The sequence below is a fragment of the Pectinatus haikarae genome, assembly GCF_015732185.1.
Lineage (GTDB): Bacteria > Bacillota > Negativicutes > Selenomonadales > Selenomonadaceae > Pectinatus > Pectinatus haikarae.
The window spans coordinates 53,283-72,541 of record NZ_WIQM01000004.1; the positions used below are offsets into that span (position 1 = coordinate 53,283).

Annotated in this window: 20 protein-coding genes; 1 reads left to right on the forward strand and 19 read right to left on the reverse strand. The window is 42.0% G+C overall.

The genetic code is table 11. The features are described from left to right. Position 1 precedes the first annotated feature (1 nt). Genes gpJ through I6758_RS01370 form a run of 5 tightly spaced genes read right to left on the reverse strand, consistent with a single transcriptional unit; the run spans position 2 to position 8,857 of the window. Positions 2-3,709, reverse strand: coding sequence for a TipJ family phage tail tip protein (gene gpJ, locus I6758_RS01350; protein WP_196603424.1), 3,708 nt, complete (start codon positions 3,707-3,709; stop codon positions 2-4). After that, a complete protein-coding gene (locus I6758_RS01355) occupies positions 3,709-4,089 on the reverse strand; it encodes a C40 family peptidase (protein ID WP_196603425.1) in 381 nt (126 codons plus the stop codon). The genes gpJ and I6758_RS01355 overlap by 1 nt, the downstream gene beginning before the upstream one ends. A gap of 12 nt (positions 4,090-4,101) precedes the next feature. Continuing rightward, on the reverse strand, positions 4,102-4,692 hold the full coding sequence (locus I6758_RS01360) for a DUF1833 family protein (protein WP_196603426.1): 591 nt from the start codon (positions 4,690-4,692) through the stop codon (positions 4,102-4,104). A 3-nt stretch (positions 4,693-4,695) separates the two neighbouring features. Beyond that, the gene (locus tag I6758_RS01365) at positions 4,696-5,055 is read right to left on the reverse strand and encodes a hypothetical protein (RefSeq protein WP_196603427.1); all 360 of its coding nucleotides are present in this window, start codon (positions 5,053-5,055) and stop codon (positions 4,696-4,698) included. 4 nt (positions 5,056-5,059) lie between these two features. Beyond that, positions 5,060-8,857, reverse strand: coding sequence for a lytic transglycosylase domain-containing protein (locus I6758_RS01370; protein WP_196603428.1), 3,798 nt, complete (start codon positions 8,855-8,857; stop codon positions 5,060-5,062). A 113-nt stretch (positions 8,858-8,970) separates the two neighbouring features. Between I6758_RS01370 and I6758_RS01375 the strand changes: the two genes are divergently transcribed. After that, the gene (locus I6758_RS01375; protein ID WP_196603429.1) at positions 8,971-9,402 is read left to right on the forward strand and encodes a hypothetical protein; all 432 of its coding nucleotides are present in this window, start codon (positions 8,971-8,973) and stop codon (positions 9,400-9,402) included. A gap of 44 nt (positions 9,403-9,446) precedes the next feature. On the opposite strand, the gene I6758_RS01380 is transcribed toward I6758_RS01375, so the two are convergent. The 14 genes from I6758_RS01380 to I6758_RS01445 all read right to left on the reverse strand — a co-directional run bounded on the left by I6758_RS01380 (position 9,447) and on the right by I6758_RS01445 (position 19,164). Beyond that, entirely contained in the window at positions 9,447-9,707 is a 261-nt protein-coding gene (locus I6758_RS01380) for a hypothetical protein (RefSeq protein WP_196603430.1), read from the reverse strand. A gap of 59 nt (positions 9,708-9,766) precedes the next feature. Further along, positions 9,767-10,147: a hypothetical protein gene (locus tag I6758_RS01385; RefSeq protein WP_196603431.1), complete on the reverse strand. Its 381-nt coding sequence runs from the start codon at positions 10,145-10,147 to the stop codon at positions 9,767-9,769. Between the two features lie 16 nt (positions 10,148-10,163). Then, entirely contained in the window at positions 10,164-10,886 is a 723-nt protein-coding gene (locus I6758_RS01390; RefSeq protein ID WP_196603432.1) for a phage tail tube protein, read from the reverse strand. Positions 10,887-10,895: 9 nt separating this feature from the next. Further along, entirely contained in the window at positions 10,896-11,297 is a 402-nt protein-coding gene (locus tag I6758_RS01395; protein WP_196603433.1) for a DUF3168 domain-containing protein, read from the reverse strand. Further along, positions 11,294-11,734, reverse strand: a complete 441-nt coding sequence (locus I6758_RS01400; RefSeq protein WP_196603434.1) for an HK97-gp10 family putative phage morphogenesis protein — start codon at positions 11,732-11,734, stop codon at positions 11,294-11,296. The genes I6758_RS01395 and I6758_RS01400 overlap by 4 nt, the downstream gene beginning before the upstream one ends. After that, positions 11,734-12,051: a head-tail adaptor protein gene (locus tag I6758_RS01405; protein ID WP_196603435.1), complete on the reverse strand. Its 318-nt coding sequence runs from the start codon at positions 12,049-12,051 to the stop codon at positions 11,734-11,736. The genes I6758_RS01400 and I6758_RS01405 overlap by 1 nt, the downstream gene beginning before the upstream one ends. Then, on the reverse strand, positions 12,048-12,338 hold the full coding sequence (locus I6758_RS01410) for a head-tail connector protein (protein WP_196603436.1): 291 nt from the start codon (positions 12,336-12,338) through the stop codon (positions 12,048-12,050). The genes I6758_RS01405 and I6758_RS01410 overlap by 4 nt, the downstream gene beginning before the upstream one ends. 9 nt (positions 12,339-12,347) lie before the next feature. Then, complete coding sequence (locus I6758_RS01415) at positions 12,348-13,526, reverse strand: phage major capsid protein (protein ID WP_196603437.1); 1,179 nt, start codon at positions 13,524-13,526, stop codon at positions 12,348-12,350. 16 nt (positions 13,527-13,542) lie between these two features. Further along, complete coding sequence (locus tag I6758_RS01420; RefSeq protein ID WP_196603438.1) at positions 13,543-14,331, reverse strand: head maturation protease, ClpP-related; 789 nt, start codon at positions 14,329-14,331, stop codon at positions 13,543-13,545. Then, the gene (locus tag I6758_RS01425) at positions 14,328-15,584 is read right to left on the reverse strand and encodes a phage portal protein (protein WP_330998006.1); all 1,257 of its coding nucleotides are present in this window, start codon (positions 15,582-15,584) and stop codon (positions 14,328-14,330) included. The genes I6758_RS01420 and I6758_RS01425 overlap by 4 nt, the downstream gene beginning before the upstream one ends. Positions 15,585-15,646: 62 nt before the next feature. Further along, complete coding sequence (locus tag I6758_RS01430) at positions 15,647-17,386, reverse strand: terminase large subunit (protein WP_196603439.1); 1,740 nt, start codon at positions 17,384-17,386, stop codon at positions 15,647-15,649. Next, positions 17,386-17,865 (reverse strand): phage terminase small subunit P27 family, encoded by a 480-nt coding sequence (locus I6758_RS01435; protein ID WP_196603440.1) that lies wholly within the window; start codon positions 17,863-17,865, stop codon positions 17,386-17,388. The genes I6758_RS01430 and I6758_RS01435 overlap by 1 nt, the downstream gene beginning before the upstream one ends. A 91-nt stretch (positions 17,866-17,956) precedes the next feature. Further along, positions 17,957-18,367, reverse strand: coding sequence for a hypothetical protein (locus tag I6758_RS01440; protein WP_196603441.1), 411 nt, complete (start codon positions 18,365-18,367; stop codon positions 17,957-17,959). Between the two features lie 74 nt (positions 18,368-18,441). Beyond that, the gene (locus tag I6758_RS01445) at positions 18,442-19,164 is read right to left on the reverse strand and encodes a hypothetical protein (RefSeq protein WP_196603442.1); all 723 of its coding nucleotides are present in this window, start codon (positions 19,162-19,164) and stop codon (positions 18,442-18,444) included. Between the last annotated feature and the right edge of the window lie 95 nt (positions 19,165-19,259).

Below are 19,259 nucleotides of genomic sequence, written 5' to 3' on the forward strand. Positions count from 1 at the left end.
GTTAATACCCCCTTATATCCGCTCTTATGAGCATGCCTGCCATGTTATTGCCGCTATCATCCAGTATTTCAAGATCAAATCCATCTGCGTCTAAATTTGACATACGCCAGGTGGCCTGTTTGCTGTTCAAGTCTGATGTAAATAATGCTACACTGCTTGGCACGGTAAAGAATTTCTGTTTAAAAGATATATGTTTTATGGCCGCGGGCACTTCAATATTTTCGATGATCTCTTCGGTGTCGGGAACATCAATATCTGCTTCAGCCCCAGATATTTTTAGCTGATTTATTCCCGAAAGGGACTGTCCGGTCAGGCGTATTTGCACATACCTGCCATAAAACTGCCTGTGTGTGGATGATATCCAGTCAGACCATGTTTTGCCATCTACACTCGTTTGGTAATCCTGTGTAATGACGATATCATCGCCAGCATTGCTTTTCAGTTTTATTGACATGAATGTACTTGCCAAGTATTTTACATCTATCGGTGTCCATGGGCCATTACCGAACATATCACCGAATTTTGCTAAGGTTTCGATTGTCTCGTTGCTTTTTACGTGCAGCACGCCCCATTGATCAATCCAAAAACAGGCTGTATCTACTATATTCGGGCCTAAATCAATAATAGGTACATATGCTGTGCAAATTTTTGAAAAGCTAAGCTGTTTGAATATATCCGAGAAAAATTCCAGAGAACCTATCGGGACACTGTCGCTGAATGCATTCAAAGCACCGAATTGATCCATATACATATTTGTTATATTCCAGTCTGCCAGATTTTCAGTCCGCTGAAATATAATGTTTTTAGTCGGCAAATTAATCACGTTGACAGTTGCCTTTGTGGCATTTAGGGAATAATTACCGCTATTGTCGACCGCTTTAATCCAAAAAGTTTGAGTGCCTTCGTTCAGAGCTTCAAATTTATAAGAGTTTCCGGTAAAGGTTCCAACTATTGTCGATGTCGTCCAGGTTACTCCTGTGCGCAGTTCATAATAATTTATATCCGGATCATCATTTTCTATAATTGATGCTGTCAGATATTCTCCTGATTGGATTATATACAGCTTACTTATGTTCTGCGGTGGAGCATCCTTGCCAGTGATATATACTGAAACCGTCTGACCTTTTGAAACAATGCCATCTTTTACCGTATAAACATGCACATAATAAGTTATATAGGTCTTAACATTTTCTATTATGCATTTCATGTCATTTGTCGTTTTGGCGGTCTGGTAGGATACGCCATTTTCTGATAAACCTACAACAAATTCATCTACCGACTGACCTCTTTGCAGTGACCACGACACGTTTATGTTTGATATTGTAGTACCGTCACGCTGCATATAGGTTTCTTCGGCGGCCGAAAGGCTGTCTACTTCCGGCTGTGAATTAGGCGGCGTATAGTCAATCACCGGATACTTAGAGTAATCAAGGCTGTCGCTATATACTGCTTCATCATACTCGACTGCCTTTATATTACACAGTTGATCACCGTCACGGCTGATATTGATAACTCTGAACGGTTTTACCGCTTTTTCCGTTTCACCTAGGCAATACACATCATATTGCTGCGGTTTTTCGTCAGAGCTGAAAGGAACCTGAATTTCAAGCAAATTCGTTGTCGCATCCTGACTAACAATGCTTTTTTTGACTATTGTATCATCATAGCGCTGTATTATTATTTCATATGATAAAGCAGATGACAGAGTTATTTCTTTATCAAGCTGAATAGTAGTATTATCACTTACAGCAACTATTCTGCCTGATGCTATGCCGATCTGGCTGACCGCATGATTAAATCCGATAATGTCGCCAAACTCTGATACCATGGCATTTATATCTGCGCTGAATTCAATATCCTGCAGCTGCCGTTCATTTGTTGCCAATGATCTTATTGCCTCACGCCATGCTTGTGAACGCCTTGCCACACCAAACAGCGTCAGATCGGTTGTATTATCCTGGTCAGAATCATTCCATGTCTGTGACCTTGTCAGAAACTGGGTATTTTTAAAATCATTATCGATATCGTTATAGGTGACATTAATTTCTTTCGCGCGTTCATCAAGAGATGTAAAGCTGCCTTTCACCGATGATACAGTCGTCCTGCCTTCGCCGAAAATCTGGCATACGGTTCCCGGTTTGTCAACAACAATACCAATATCATTGCCATGTGATAATATAGTCGCATGGCCCACGGTTGCGGCTTTTTGTGCTTGTGTAATTCTTTTTTCGGATGTATCGAAAAATGCATCGAATTCAAAGCGTTTTTCCTGTTCACCATCGTTATTTAAAATCATTTCATCAGCATAGGCAGCAGCATCCACCCATTGGTCCCAATATTTTATCAGCCGGCTTTTATCAATGCCCTCAACGACATATTCATAGCTGCCCGTATTGATATTTTTCAGGTAGTAGCATTGATGCAGAATGTCATAGGCCGCCCAGATAGGATTTTTAGCAGATCTTTGTTCGTAAACCCCGCTATCTGGGTTAAAGACCCATACATTATTGCGTACCTGCCGCCAATTAACTGACGGTACACCGCCCGACAATTGATTTGTTGCAAGTATTCTGAGCGCAACAAGCACTTTCCCCTGCCGGCAGTATTTGCCGTTTTCATAGCTCGTTAAAAGCGCCCAGCGCGTTATAGTGCTCGCTCTGCTTGATGTATCGCGGCTGATCATTTCGGCCCTGATTTCATATTGCGCTTCCGGCAGTCCATCTATACGAATTGACTGAGTGACAAGTGAACTCTGCGCCGCAGTAATTGACCAGGAAGCATTCCAGCTGTTCCATGCAGTTGTACCTTTTTGCCTGTACATAAGGGCAATTGTCACGGTCGTCGATGTATAGCCGCCATCGTCATTTATTTTAAATAAGCCGCCTGACCATTCCATTGTCACTTCAAGCGATACAGCTTTTTCACTGTTTGTTGTCTGAATAAGCGGGCTGCTGCCAAGTTCAAGACTTACCGACTGATCAATAGGATTATTGTTAAAAAATGATATAGGATCCTGATCATTCGTGCCAAGCTTTGTCTCAATCTGGACATCAGTATAATTGCCAATATCATTATTCCCGATGCGGATATTTTTTATTTCATCAACAGGTCCTATTCCACCGCAAAGCAACAAATTAAGATATTGCTGGCTGTTTACAGTTTCAACATGCTGCGTAAGGACCTGTGCCTGTGGAATGCATTCGCCGAAGGTTATGCCCATAACATTTCCTTCTGCCGCCGTAGGCGTTGGGATATCCCAACCATATGTTTGAGTAGTGTCGCTGTTATTTATTGTTGCGGCTGCCGATTTCTGCGGGAAAACTGAATTTATTAATCTGCCACCCAGATACATAACGGCACCAGACGCTAAAATTGCGCCTAAATGTCCGGCAGCAAAAAAACCACCCAGACCTCCTGCCCAACCGCCCGCCGCTATTGCACCAACTTGTGTCATAAGAACAATAGTTGCCACGTAGCCTAATATTTTACCGAGTCCGCCGCCCCCGCCGACATGCTGAGTAACTATGATCTGGGTATTGTCTTTTGTTATTTTACGCTTTTCCGGCTGCTTTATAAGCTCTCCATTAACAACAAAAATATCTGCATCAGGATAATATTCTTTTACCGTTTTTCCTACAATAAATTCTTCCTGCCGTATTTCTTTGAAATGCGGTTCAAAAGGATTTTTGACAATTATTATTTCTATCATCACAGCCACCCCGGAATATAAAAACCGGCTATATGGGATTGCCATTTCGGCAATCGATCAATAACAACACCAGTTCGGCGGTATGCATGGATAAATTTATTATTATCGATACATACTCCAACATGATCTGCCCAGCCGCCACAGACAAGCTTTATGACAACAAGTGCATATTCTTCCGGCTTATTTAATTTTCTCCACAGCGGTTTATTTTTCGTCAGGGCATCGGTTATTCGTTTTGTGGCCATTGCCGATATATTAAATTCCGGCAGGTCTATACCTTTGCGATAATATATTTCCTTTGCCAGTCCCCAGCAGTCAAGACCCGTTTTATCCCGCCCGCCGTCTTCAAATGGTATACCGATAAGATCATCATACTGCATTATTTACCCCTCCTAGCTGCCGCTTTCAACACCCGGCTCTCCGCCAAAACGTGACGCAATCCTGCATGTCGACAGAGTGCCATTGCAAGCGCTTGCCGACCCAGCATAACCACAACGCACGGATTTAAACTTCCAGCGACAAAAATCACGATTATATTTGTTTGGCGGATACTGCCATGCAAAATCCTTGTCGCTGGTCAGAGCAAATGTTACCCAGTTTTCATCATACTGCGTCATATTATTGCTCAAAGTGATTGAAAACTCCGGCGTAGTATTATCTAAATGAGCTGCATGAATAATATATAAAGTTACTGCTGCATCAACAAAACCGCCGTATTTTTGAATGTATGTCTGTATGACACCGCTGATATTGCTTACTTTAAGGTTAAGAGAGGGAACTTCTTTGCCATCCTGCGTTATGCTGTCTATCTCGATTGGGAACTTATACCATGCCTGGCCGTTCCAGCTGACGTCTTCAGTATTGCGTGCAAGCCTGATCGGCTCTGTCAGTGAACTATGCTCAACCTGTACCAGCAGCAAAAAAGGCATATCGTTGGCGAGTTTGTTTTTTTCTATTATGCCGGCAAGTGACCATATCTGCATTTTTTACACCTCTTCAAATTTAAGCGTCCCCTGCCAGCCGGCGGGGTGATTATGCTGAAAAGAAAAATCTCCCGAAAATCTTACAACGTAAGATTGCCCGTCAATCGGATTTGTCCACGAAAAAGAAGCAAACTTCCCGACCTGTTGCCAAAAAGCTTTTAATAACACATAATCATCATCGGATAAAGCTACCCATGAAAAAGACCACGTACTTATCATTTTTGTTGTACGTGGCCTTGTTATTTTATAATTTGCATCAGTAGTCGTGCTGATCGTGCTGTCTGCCATGCTTTCGGTAAAGCTTTCGCTGCAATTAGATGCAGATGATATATTAGGCGCAGCTATTTCAGGAAAAGTATTCATTTCATCACCTCGATGAAAGCAGCGTTTTCAGACTGCTCGCTGAATTATTTACGTTTCGCTGCACACCATCAACAACGAAATTCAAAACTGTTTTTTGCAGGCTGTCGTCATAAGAACTGCTTTGCATCTGCACGTTTGAATTTGTATTATTGACGATATTTACCTGTACGCCGCCCCCGCCGCCAATTAATCCATTACTGGGAAGCGGCACAACAGCTTCACTTACACCCGGTTTTTCTCCAATTAAAGCCAGCGTTGGGGCGGAAACTATACCACCATTTGCAAATGCGGGCACGGATATTTTAAAATCACTAAGGCTTGTGCCGCCCATGCTCCATTTTTCAGTATTTGAATAATCAAGACTACTACCAAATATACTAGATGCCGCGCTTAATAATGAATTTGTTACCTGTGCCGCAGCTCTTTGTGCCACTATGTTTGCGATAGCATTTAGCACCGATTTCTCAAAATCATGAACAACATCTATTGCTGAATGAGTACCAGTTATAAAATCTGACATAGACGATGACATCGAACTGTAAAAAGAACTTGCTGAACTCGCTAAATTATTGTAAATAGAACTGTGAGCATCATCCCAAAGTGTTACATATTCTTTAGCAAGAGCTTTTTGTCCATCAATATCAAGATCATTTTTTTCTGCCTGCGGATTATTTGTAAGTTCTTCAATTATTTTCCTGTAATCGCCTTCATCCTCAAGCGCCTGCATCCTTTTTTCATGTGACTGCTTGATTGCTTCATCGTATTTTTTCTGAGCTGCTAAAAGTTGAGCATTTGCCCATTCTTCGACAGCGACTTTAGCAACCGCATCATTCTGATCTTCGGCTATTGCTTTTAATTTTTCTTTACGCTCATCTGCCAATTTACGTAGTGCCGTTTGATATTCGACATCGGCGGCAGCAGCATAATCATCGTTTACGGCAGCCAATGTGCTTTTAGTATCTTCTTTGACTTCGGACCATGATTTTTTCCAGGCATCAACGACCTTTGTTTTCATTACGGTTTCATACTCATTGAGTTCTGTCTTCAGACCGTCGACATTTACACCTGCGGCCTGCAGCTTTGCTATTTCACCACTTTTTTGCGCTACGTCTGCAACAACTTTACTCATGCCCTGCTGATAAGTCGTTGCGGTTTCGCCATAAATTCCCTCCTGCATAGAATTCATTAGTGACGTTGCTTCCTGCTGTGCCTTTTTTAAATCTTCAAGCTTTTTTTGAATATTTTGCTGATTATTTTTTTCTGTCCCGTTGGCAAAGTACGTTGACGATGAATTATAAAGCCCCATTACTTTTGCAACATAATTTTGCGTTTCTTCGTAAGGAGGAACATCTCCGTATTTTTCGACAGCGCCACCGCCGGCATTATATCCTGCCGCGGCTAATCTGTAATCACCATATTTTTGATACAGACCTGCTGCATACTGCGCTGAACCCATTATATTTTCATCCGGATCATATGGATTAGAGACTCCAAGGCCTGCCGCAGTGTCCGGCATTAGCTGCCCGAGTCCTATTGCACCCGCTGATGATACAGCGTTTGGATCTCCATTACTTTCCGTTAAAATTATTGATGCTAAAAAATTAGGATCGATGCCATATGTATTTGCAGCATATTCAATTTCATTTGCATATGGCTTTAATTGGTCAGTTTCAAGCAGCGAATAATGTAAAACCTCAGGTGCTTTTTGTTTTTTTCCTTTTGGAGTTTTTTCACCAATATTGTTGATATCTGCAAATTGCGATGCCAGTGCTTGCTGTTGAGCATCTATGTCAGCCTGCTTTCTTTCTGCCTCTTGCTGTGCTGCCCACGCTTTGCCTTGATCAGTATCAAGCCATCTTTCCCCAGCCGCCTGGTCAAGCTGAGAAACTGTATCTTCATCCGTCACCTCTACAGTTTTTTGTGCGTTTGCAGTATAACCGCCTGTTTTAGGGTTATAAACTGTATAGCCCGCATCGTTGTCATCTTCCTGTGTTGTCCATATGCCTTTGTTCGTATCATGAAAATATGTCTGTCCATTAAAATCATAAGTGTTATTTTTATTTTCTTCATCTTTTTCATGTTTCCACTGATACATTTTATAAATACCATATCCAGCCGCTGCAGCTACTCCTAGCCAGCCGCCGGCTAACGCCCATACTAATGATGTCAGTCTGGTAACAGCTGTTGCAGCACTGCCTGCTGCCGCGACAGTTTTTCCTCCGGCAGCAACTGCGGCATCACCTGCAAGTGCCGTTTTTGCCCCTAAAGCTTCCTGTTCCACACCCGCGGCCTGAGTAGCTAGTGCACTTTTTGTCTGTGCCCCTACTGCCTTTTCTCCTGCAATTTGAGATTCCGTTCCTACTAAAGCTGTTGATTCACCCAGTTTATTCTCAGCTAAAGCCGCGGTATTGGCCGATTCAGTAATTGCCGCATTAGCTGCAACGGCAGCCTCAGAAGACACTTTTGCCGCATCTGCCTTCATTGCTTCTGATTCGGTAACACGTCCATTTGCACTAACAACAAGGTTTGCACTTTCAGCTGTCCCCACTTTTGTCGCGGTTTCGGTTGCGGCAAGCTGAACAGCAGCAAGGCCTGTTACCTGCTTTTCAGTGCTTTCAGCATTAGCAAGGTTTATAGCCTGATAGGCCGTGGTCAGATTGGCAGTAATCTTTTCGGCCATTGCCGCAGTTCGTTGTTCTATTTGAATGCAATTTTTGGCAACCAGAGCCGCTTTTTCGTCTTCTGATATCTGCATCGCCATGACTGTTTTCAGCATGGCCTTTTTTTCTGCTTCAGCTGTCTTTTCAAGTGATTGTATGGACTTATTAATACTTTTTTGTTGTTTCGTGTCTACCAGAGCATCAGTTGTGGGTTTTGTCTGCGCCCAGACATCTGATACCTTGCTGCTTATTGAGCTGACAGCCTGAAATGTTTTATAGATGGCAACAAGTTCTAGCAGATCTTTGGATAGTGCAGCGATTTCAATTCTATTATCATATATATATTTTGCGGTCTCCGACAAACCCTGAATTATTGATGGAAATATCTCTGCAGCAATTGGTACAAAAGCAACTCCTCCAGCAAGTTTTAACTGTCCCATCTGCATTTCAAGCAATTCCATTTGTTGATTAACCTTGTGCATTTCTTCGGAATTAATACCTATGCTCTTCACTTTTGCAGCGTTTTCGGCAGCTTCGGTGTAATTTTGAAGTGTTTTTGTTAGTCCTATGCCACGAACACCAAGGGTGTTCATGATAAATTCCTGCCCGTATCCTGCATCGCTGGCAAGTTTATAGCCCTGTGCAAGATTTTTAAGCTGCTCATTGAGCGGCAGGAGCTTGCCGCTTGAATCCTGCATTGACGCACCAACGGCTTTTAAAGTAGCCTGCGCCTTTTTCCCTTCTGTACTGTTTGATGTCAAATTTTTATCAAAACGCAGGAAAGCGCTTGCTGCTGTTTGAACGTCAGCACCAGTAAGTTTCAATATCCTTGACATTTCAACAGCTTCGGCATTTGTTATATGCAGTCTGTTGGACAACTGATAGACATTTTCTCCTGCATCGACTGCACTTTGTACTATACTTGATAAGCCAAAACCACCTGCGGTAACTGCCGCAAGTCCGGCAAATTTTGTTATAAGTGCGCTGACGCTGCTCGTAGTTCCGGTTAACGCATTTTGCATTTCATTGACAGGATTAACATTAAAGGCTTGTTTTATTTCCGTCTGGGATTTATCAAGTTCTTTTGACAGTCCAGACGAATCAGCGCCTATTTTTACCATCAGTTCGGATATTACTGACATATTTATTTCCTTTACACAATAATTTTATTTTTAATCTCAGAAAAAAGTATTTATAAAGGGATTTTTATTTATTGTCACGAATAATTTTATACTATAAAAGGAGGTATGGTTTTATGAAAAAAATATTATTAAACATTATAGCAACCCTATTTTTACTTACTTCTTTCTGCTATGCAGCCCAATTCCCTGATAAAAATAATATGGATAGCGTTGATTGGACATATGGCGGCACAACAGGAACGGCAATTACATTTTATTACGCACCAAGTCTAACAACACTATCGCCACAAGGAAAATTAGAAACTTGGATTAAAATGGTAATAAAAGATTCTAACGGCAATGTAACCGAAACAGATATAGGTCACAATTTTGTAAATTATACTTTCGAAAACTATAAAGAAATAGAAAGCTTGGAATATGATAGTGACGGAAAGTTAAGAGCAGATTATAGTTATACAGATGCAAATTGGAAAAATATGCCAGACGGCACCCCATTTGAATCGACGCTACAATCCGCGTTGCAATATGTCAAGGATAATCAATAATAACATTTAGACGCCGACAATTGTCAGCGGCCTTTTTTGCATATTTATTTTCTTTCCGGCTCCCGCAGACCAAATTCTTTTAGAAGAATGTTTCTGTCTTCAGCAGCCTTTTTTAATTGATCTTCCCTGCTCTCATGAAGCGGTTTCATTATTTGCTGCACCGTTATCGGTTCTTTCAGGTGCGGAGCAATAAGCCATGAGGTAAAATATGCACGTTTGAAATCATTTTCTTTTTCTCTTGCCTCATATCCATCAATAAGCTTATAAAATTCATGCGGCTGTAGTTTTTCAAATTGATCCGGCAATAAATTGAGCGGTCCGTATGCTATTCTTTCGGACCGCTCAATCCAATGTGCAAATGATCTTATTTTTTGCTCTCGTACACCACTTCCGGGGGCTTTTCCTTCACCCCCGGAATAAAAAGACCGGTTTCATTTATTGCTGTGATTATTTTTGCATTCAGACGATCAAGTGTACCACCGTTGTCACAAAATTCCTGAATAATATCATAGGCTTGTTCTATGTCTATCCCTTTATCGTCCACAATGCCGTTTTGCAGTGCCGCAGTGGTGACATTGATATCAAGCTGCTGTACTAATCCCCTCGGACCTGCTGCAAACAAAGATGTGATTGATTTACCTATTGCCCTTTCCATTCTTGCAAGCGATTTTATATTAAAACATAGCTCATATTTTTTGATTGGCTTATCGGCTTTACCGATTACAATATCTACACTGTTTTTCATTATTTATTCCCCTTTTTTATGCACTCACTGCGATAGTCAAGGTAAATGCCGTGGTGTCGGTAGCCACGGCAAGAACTACATCACCGTTGCTTTGTGCATCGAGATAAGACTGCTTAATTGTCAGAGTGCCGCTGCTATAGCTGTAATCAGTGCCGGCCGTAAGTGCAGTGCTGCCGTTTTTAACAGTGCTTACCGCTGTTGTCGACGGTGAAATAGTAAACACAGCATCAGTAGGAACAGCTTTGCTAAATGCAGCGGTTGTTTTATCAATAGTTGCTGCCGTGATAAGTTCAGAGATCGGCCCGTTGCCTTCGAGTGTTATTTTCACTGTGCCTATCGCATCATGGGCATTGTCGTCATTGTACTCAGTGATATAGGCCCAGCCTGTACGGTAAGAACCGTTTTTATAAGCAATTTTTACATGCGCTTGTTTATCATTTATAAAGCAGTAATCGATCATCTGTAAGGCTTCATCGCTCATGATCTGCAAGCCGCTGTAGTCTATCGACCAGCTTTTGAGTCCCGGCACGGTCGAACCCCAGCCGCCGGAGGTTTTATGCGATGCGTCAAGTGTATTTGCTTTTCTGCTGAGCGGAGTGTTCCTCTGCCCGCCAATGATAAGCCAATCGGGAGCATCAACAGTTCCCTTGTTCAAATAGAGCAGTGTATCTTTGCCTGCCTCGGCCACGGATACGTTCGGGTTATCCGGTAAATTATTCAATTCCTGATCTGTTAACATATTTTTTCCTCATTTCTTCTGCAATTTAAAGATCGCCGTTAGTACGCCATGATATCCATACGTTTCTTCCGGGAATGTTTCAACAAAATCAACATCGCAGTCAATAACGGTATAACCTTCTACTTCAAGTTTCCGTCCTTTTGCCGTGATAAGCACCGATACATCATTCAGAATACTATTTACAACTTCCTTGTCATTATTGCCGGCCCATATATCTATCTGCATTGATGCATTCCAGATTACTGCATTTTTTACACCGGCATTTTTGAAGGTTATCGCACCTATTGTCATATACGGTAATGACGTTTTTTCCGGCACATTACCATATATAGGCTTATCCTGTCCTGTTTTGATAAGGGCAAATACCGCTTTTTGCAACGGCACAAGCGGTATATCCTTAATAATAATCATTGCAGAACCTTCTTAATGCTTTCCTCAATGCCCGGACGTTCTTTATCCATTGCCGGACGCAGGAAAGGTTTTTTTGGCATTGCACCGTTATTTACATAGCCTTTTACAAAATGTCCGTTTATGACCATTGCTTTGCGCCTTACAGGATATACAATACGTCCGCGTGTGCCAAATTCAACAAGATGCGAATGTGGAGCGGTAGATTTTACAATACCGCTTGCATAGCTGTAATTGGTATTCGTTTCCATTTTGATGCCCTTTTTCAGATTGCCCGTTGCCGACATTGGGGCGTTTCTCACCGCCTGCTCAAAAACTGCGGTGGTCCCATTCTTAACGGCTGCTTTAATTTTTTCCTGAGTGGCGGCATCATATTTTTCGATCTGAGCCGTTGCCTTAAATACACCTTCTTCGATATTAGCATATATAAATCGCGGCATTACGGATCGACCTCCTTTGTTGTCAGTATAATTTCCCCTGGGGTTGATGTATCGACATGCAGCACCTTATAGGTATGCTCACCTTCAATAATTTCCCAGCCTTTTTCAATATTACGGGGACGTATGCGCATACCCTGCGTTGTCTCGACTGTTTCACCGCTGCCGATCATTGCCGTTGAAACAATCCTGACTCGTAAAAACTCCGCCCAAACATCACCGTCAGAGGTAAAGCTTATCGGCTCACCAAAGCCTTCATCTGCTCCGCCCGATACCGGTTTCATAATTTTTATTCTATGCGACATTTTATTTATTTTCATGAGCTGCTCCAATACTGCATTTGCGTAATCAGTGTTCTTATCGCATAACCATAATCTTTTGCTCCGTCCTGCGTTGAATTACGGTTTTCGTACATTTCTGTAATAACGGCCAATTGTGCAATTTTTGCCTTTGCCGCAAAACCGCTGTCGGTTATATTTGTTGCATAATCTGTCACAGCGTCCTTTAAATATGACTCGGACGCTGCAATAAGATTATTTATTAAATCATCCTCAACAGTGCTGTCAACACGCAAATAAAGCTTTGCTTCATCAAGTGTCACGCTCATAATGTCACCTTAATCGCCAACATCAAGTTTGAGATAAGTCATTGCCGCGGAATCTACTTCCTGCACGTCAAAGCGTTCTATTGCCCTGACAAAAGTTGCATTTTTAGTAAATCCGGCTTCAGTAGACACCGCAATTTCAATTCCCACACGGTCAAAAAAGTGTATCAAGTCAGACATAGAACCGACAACAAACGGAGCAAGAGTTTTGCCGGCTTCGGTGGTGGTGTCATTAGCTAAAAGCGTATCCTTCAGCATGACGATACGGCGCCCTTTGAAAAGATACTGCGTGGGATCGGCAAGACTGGCAGTAAGCAGCGGACGTTTATTGCTGTCTGTTAGCTGGTCAAGATAATCGTATCCCGTCTGGTTTGTAAAAATAGTCGCACCTGCGGATATTGCCGGGTCGAGTGTTTTATTTAAAGCGGTCTGAATCGACTTATAACCAGTCGTCGGTACCGTTGCGGTAAGAGCATTGATAATGGCCAGTATCTGCGCATTTTCGGTATTGATCGCTTTTCTGGCGAAACGCTGGCCGATAACAGACATAATATCAATATCCACATCTTCGAGCAGCTGGTTTGCTATGGGGATAATATCGCCATAATCCTTCACCGCATATTTTATTTGTGCAAAGTCCAGATCGCTCTGTGCTATTTCGTTGAGTTCTTCAAAGTTAGTCAGGGTACCGTCTTCTTCACCTATCGTCGGCTGCTGTCCGTTGCGGCTGCCGGCAGTTCTGATTGTGCAGAAGCTTTTCAGCGCGGTATAGGAGCGTCGGAATTCCAAAAGCTGGGCAAACTGTTCAGTCGGTATCAGATAACCGCCTTTTGCCGGAGTCGCGCCAACCTGCCCCGGAGTTCCCGCGGCATTAACAATTTTATCTGCCACGCTTTTTTCTTCATCGGTCAAAGTCCAGTTAAATACCTGACCAAACACAAGCTTGTTAAATGTGCGGTTGATAAGCTTTTTGTCGTTTTTATCAGCAATTGTGTTTATTGGTGTCATGCTCTGCGTGAAATTACTGAAATCACTGTCCTCCATTGCTTTTACGGTATTATATTCCCGGACAAGGTCTGTCAGTTCTTTTGCCTTAGCCGCGGCATCGTCAAATTTCTCTGCGGCCTGCAATTTTTCAATTTCAGCACGTACCTGCGTAATCTGATTCTTGATTTCATCGGATTTTTTCATGTTTTATACCTCTTTTTTATATTATTTGAGCCATTGCCAGGGCAACAGCTATGTCATTTTTCTGCCTTTTGAGCTTATATTCTGCCAGTTTTTCAATGTTTTTATCATTGTTTTCCGGCTGTTTTACAGGTTTTTTCGGCATATTTTCCGCTACAAATTTGATATTTTCCGGTATATTGCCTATATTTTCAGGGAGTTTACCGGCGCATGCCACCATTTGCAGCGCATCTGTGACGTCGACATTAAACAGTTCTGCTGCCTCTACGCCGGTCAGCCATGTTGAATTATTTACCAGCTCATGAATCTGATCAGCCGTCACATCTTTTTTTGCATTATCCTGATAGGTTGTTTCAAGTCCCTTTTGAATAGTGTCCAGAACGCTTGCCGCCTGCAGCAGATCGTTTGCATTTCCCGCGGCCGCCATGCTCGGCTTGTGTATCATGAGATAGGCGTTTTTCGGTATCTGTTTATTGTCGCAGGAAAAAAATATCTGCGTGGCAATGCTGCCCGCCAGTCCATCAACAATGGCATTGGTCGGTCCGTCATGGCGCTTTAGCATATTTGCTATAGCAGTACCGGCAAATACAGAGCCGCCCCCGCTGTTGATATAGACATTCAAGGTTTTCCCCTTCAGGCTGTCCAGCTGGTTTTTTATATCGACTGGAAATACATAGCCGTTTACATTGCCGTCTTCATCACCCAGCCACCAAGACAATAAATTTTTATCCTCATCGTCACATATCTGTCCGGTGACATATAAATCCGCTGATGTGTCAGTCACATTCTTAATTGCAAATCCTTTCATTCCCCACCTTCGCCTCCTTTCAGTGCAGCATTATTTTTTTTATAAGCACTCCCCAGATCCTGCAGCTTTACATAGCTGCCGTTGGCAATGATCACATTGCCGGCTTTATCCGGCGGCATACCCGCATAACGGCGCGCTTCGTTGACTGTATAGACGCTGCCCGCCACATATTTATTAAGCATATCCGCCTGGGATGCCGGATCACCGCGCAGTATCACGCTGACATTAAATTCATAGCTGAGTCCACGCTGCAGCTCTTTTGTTGTCAATAACTTGCGGTTTAGTTCCTGCTCATAAAGCGTGATGTTATAAAGCAGCGTATCAACGTAAAAAGTCAAGTTTTGCATGGAGCTGTTTGCATAACTTGACTTATCGTAATTATTTAAATGGTTTGGCATGATGCCAAAGGCTGCGGCCACCTGCAGGCTCGAAAACTTTTTTAACTCGTAAAACTGGCTGTCCGTAAGTTTTAATTCCAATGGCACTATATCCCAATTTGGCGGCAGCGGTATAATTCTGTCTGTGCGTTGTCCAGCTAATTCGGTTAATTGGGCAATAACATTTTGCATGCTTTTTTTATCTAAATCACCAGTATATTTAACGACGGCATTTGCCGTCAATCCTTTTTGGTAAAGATCATTTAAAAAACGCTGCGATGCTTTATTGCCTTGCATGTATGACGCCAATATTTCTCTAACGCTTTTACCGGCGAACCCGTTTCTGCCCAGTTTCCAGCTTTTTACATGTATTACATCATCTGGGTAAAACCAGTAACTTTGCCCGCTCACGCTGTCAGTATAAAAATAATAATATTGTCTTTGAGTAAACTGGCTTGTATTGTTAACCCATATCTGCACCATGCGCGGATCAAGGATATATAACCCTTCCATACTTCCGTCCGGATTACGGTTAATGTAAGCATAGCCGTTACCGTAATGATTCCGACAGTATTCGAGGGATGTGAAAAACTGTGCCGGTGTTAAAACGGCATTTGGCTGCACATTCAGATATTGATAAGTGTTATGGTCCGTTATCCTGTTTTTGTCGCTGTCTTTTAAGGCAATCGGCATTTTGCCCAGCGATTCAGACAGTTTTTTCATGCAAATAAAATAGGTTATCTCCGATATATCCGGTCCGTCGGTGCCGATACGATTATTAAAAAATAAAGCATTTACATCAGAAAGAGTAAAACCGCCCGAATCATTTTTGATATTTGATCTAAACGCACCGACCATTTTATTTAAAAATGACACTCTTTAGCCTCCTTTCTTTTAATTTTTTATTGGTTATATATTCTTACCTCTATACGTGGACATTATTCAATATTTTTTGCCGCCTGCATGGCTTTTTCCCACATATCGTAGGCTTCATCGGCTGATATCTGCCCGTCATCCCTATTCATGAAATACAGTTTCCAAGCATCAAGCACACAGTCGACCGGATCAATACGGTCTGTCTGCGTTATTTTGTCGACCTTTATTTCACCAAAACTGTTTTTTGTGGTTATGGCGTTGACCATGCTCCACGTTAAGAGCGCATTGTTTTTATCATAGAACACCATGCATGCTTTGACAGACAGCTGAAAATCCACTGTTGCATCATTTAAACTTCTTGCCGATTGCACGACTTCGGTCAGATCGCAAGGCATGATATCTTCCAGATCAGCAAGAAAAGTATCAGCATTGTGATTGTCATAGCCACAGCCGATGATTTTCAGACCATAATCGGCAATCGCTTGTTTAAGATACTCAATAATCGCTTTATAGTCTGTCTTTATGCCGTACAAACCGCTGGTCAAGGTAATAAGGCCTTGGTTCACCCAAACACGGTACGGTGCGTCATCTGTCTTTTCGTGTTCTGCTAGCCGTAGTTCTGGCATAAAGCTATGCGAGAAGATATAGACTTTATCGCCCTCAAGCGGGAACACCAGCGCAATGCTGGTTAAATCACCGCCGGAAGATAGGTCAATGCCAAGATAGCATTCCCTGCCTTTCATATCATGCAATGTCAGATCGGATTCGCACATTTTCCATTTATCAAGGTTGAGCAGTGCGCCGCCCGCGTATGTCACCCAGACGTTAAGCGATTTAGTCAAAAAATTAACAAGGTCATCGCCTTGTTTTTCTTTTGCATCTATTGCTTTTTCGGCCATGCGGGCAAGCATGTTTTGATTTAGGGTATTATCCGCATGCCACAGATGCAGCGGATTTGCTTTTGCCCAGTTTTTTGAGTCCCATATATCATCATCTTTATCCATTTCGGCAATGAAAATAAACAGGGAATCCTTTTTTATTGTCCCTTCCAACACCTTTTTGCAGAATTGATACTGTTTATAACAGGGACTGTTTAAATCAAATCCTGCCGTTGTTATCGCAATTGTGAGCGCATTGTCAACGGTAATCTGCCCATCAAGCATGAGCTTGTACATCTGATTCGTGGGGTGTGCATGATATTCATCAATTATAGCTAAAATACTACGGAACCCATCCGCACTTTTGGTGTCCCGCCCGATTGCCTTTATGACAGTACCCGTGACTCGGCTTGTAATCGTGCGGTCATGCGTCCTGATTTTATACAACTCTTTTAAATCATCGTCGGACTCTATAAATTTATCTATTTCATCCCAGACAATATTTGCCTGTTCCTGCTTTGTCGCCGTGCAGAATATGCGCCCGAATTGATAACCGGAAAATCCTGCAAAGTCGTTGCCTAGTTCGCCGGCGATAAATGATTTGCCGTTTTGCCGGCCCATCTGCACATATGCTTCACGGAATCTCCGCTCTTTGCTGTGCTTTTTACGCCAGCCAAATAACGCGCCGATTATAAAATCCTGAAAGCCGCGTGTTTTTAGCGGCTTTTTCTCTTCACCTTCGCCGATTGTCAGTGTATTTGCGATATCTATATGTTTTTCTGCAGCTTTTTTGTCAAAGATATATGCCGAATCTTTATTTGCTATGTCGTCAAGATGCCGCCTGCAGGCAAGGTATTCACTGCGCCCGGCTATTTTCTCGCCCGAAACAATCAGCTTTGCATAGGTAGTCGTCCGATCTACCATTACGCATCCAAAAATTTGAGGAATTTATTGACGGCCTTATCTTCTTTGACCGGCACGATCAGCTTGAGCCGGTCTGTCGTGGCAAGGCCAAGCTTTGTACTGCACTGCATGATCTGTTTGACATAGCGTTCCTGCGCTGACAGGTAAGGCGACACCGTTTCATATTTCCCATAACCATTTTTGCGGTAACCGGTATCGCCATATTCCCGGATATGCTGCACAAGCTTCATATACCGGCTCCAGGCATTTGCATATATCGCAAGGATAGCCAGATCAAGATTATCCAGCAGATCAATCTGTCCAGCCTCGGCAGCAACGCGGGTAAATTCGGCTGCGGCATCTTCATCGAGCCATCCAGGCGGTGAAAGCGCATCGCGCGGCAGTTTTATTTTCTTTTCCTGTTGCTTTCGTGCACTGCGTTTATTCTTCCCTATTTTTCCGGTCGATATATCTACAACTTTTCGCGGTCTTCCCGGCATGCGATCACCCCTTTTTATAATTTTTCATTTCTGGCATTTTTGCGCGAAAAAAGACCATGCGCGGTACTATATTTTCATCTCTGAAACTTTTTCAGGTACCCCCGCCGGCCTTAATGATATCAAAGAGAATCCCCTGCATTTTCTTCTTTGACATTTCTGATTCTTTATAGGCTTCATGTATCTCTGCATGGCTTTTATCGCTCAGATAAATGAGATTGGACTGGTCATAGGCGCCGTTCTTGTCTTCTGTTACCTCAATGATGTGATGACTCAGCGTGCCTTTTACAAGTTTATGCTTAACATGCAGCGCGTATAAGTCCAGGCCATTACCTTTGCGTTTGCAGTCATCTGACAGCAGCTTCCACATCTTGCTGTGGTAAATAGCTGCTGATTCTTTATTGCGGCTGTGTCTGTCATATTCTTTGTGCCGCTGCTTCTGGCATTCGCATTGCTCATTGATTTGCAGCTTTCGACCACAGCGTCCGCATATCTTTGTCAGCATTCTTTCGCTACCTCCTGGTTGAAATTTGGGCATTAAAAAAGCACCCTTCAGGGTGCCAAAATCTTAATTATAAATTATTTGCTATCACTAATTGCATTAAAAATCATTCTGCCAGTGTATGTTCGTTTATATTGTCTTTTAATATTATTATGTTGTATTTCTAATGACAGTTCTTCTTTTAATAATCCCTTCCCGGATAATCTTCCTAAAAAGAAATTTAAATTATCACTAAACTCTGGGACTATTCTTATAAGATTGGATTCATCTAATAATTCAAACTGATTTATGCTCATCTCAAACGGTTTAGTTAATGGTTTACTATAATCTGGTGAATCTTGGCTTCGGAACGAATTATATATTTTAAACAGTATTATTGCTTCATTTTCACTTAATTCACTAATTATATTAATGCAGTCTTCTGCATCATCATATCCTAGTTGATTAGAAAAATTTCCGTTTAAAATATCAGCTATGCGATATATTTGTTTCTTCTTACTACAACGTATAGCCTTGAAAACTGCATGTGTTACTAATTCAACTTGGGCATTATTCCCTTCATCAAATTTTTCATCAAGATTTTTATCTGCCCACGCTTCAGCTAAATAAAATAAATTTTGCTGTTCTAAATTTTTTATACAAGATTCACCTATCGCACTAAATAGCGCAACTGCTGGTGCTATATCTGGTATAGCTGCCACTAATCCTATAGCTCCTATTTTGAATAGTTTACCACATTTCCCATTTGTTAATTTTAAAATAGATTCTTCAAATGAATTTGGTTTTTCTATTTTAGACATTGTGTGCACTCCTTTAATATTTTGTTAATATTTCTATAGAGTGTAATTCTATACCTGCAATATTTTATATAATGTTTATACACATAAGAAAAGCC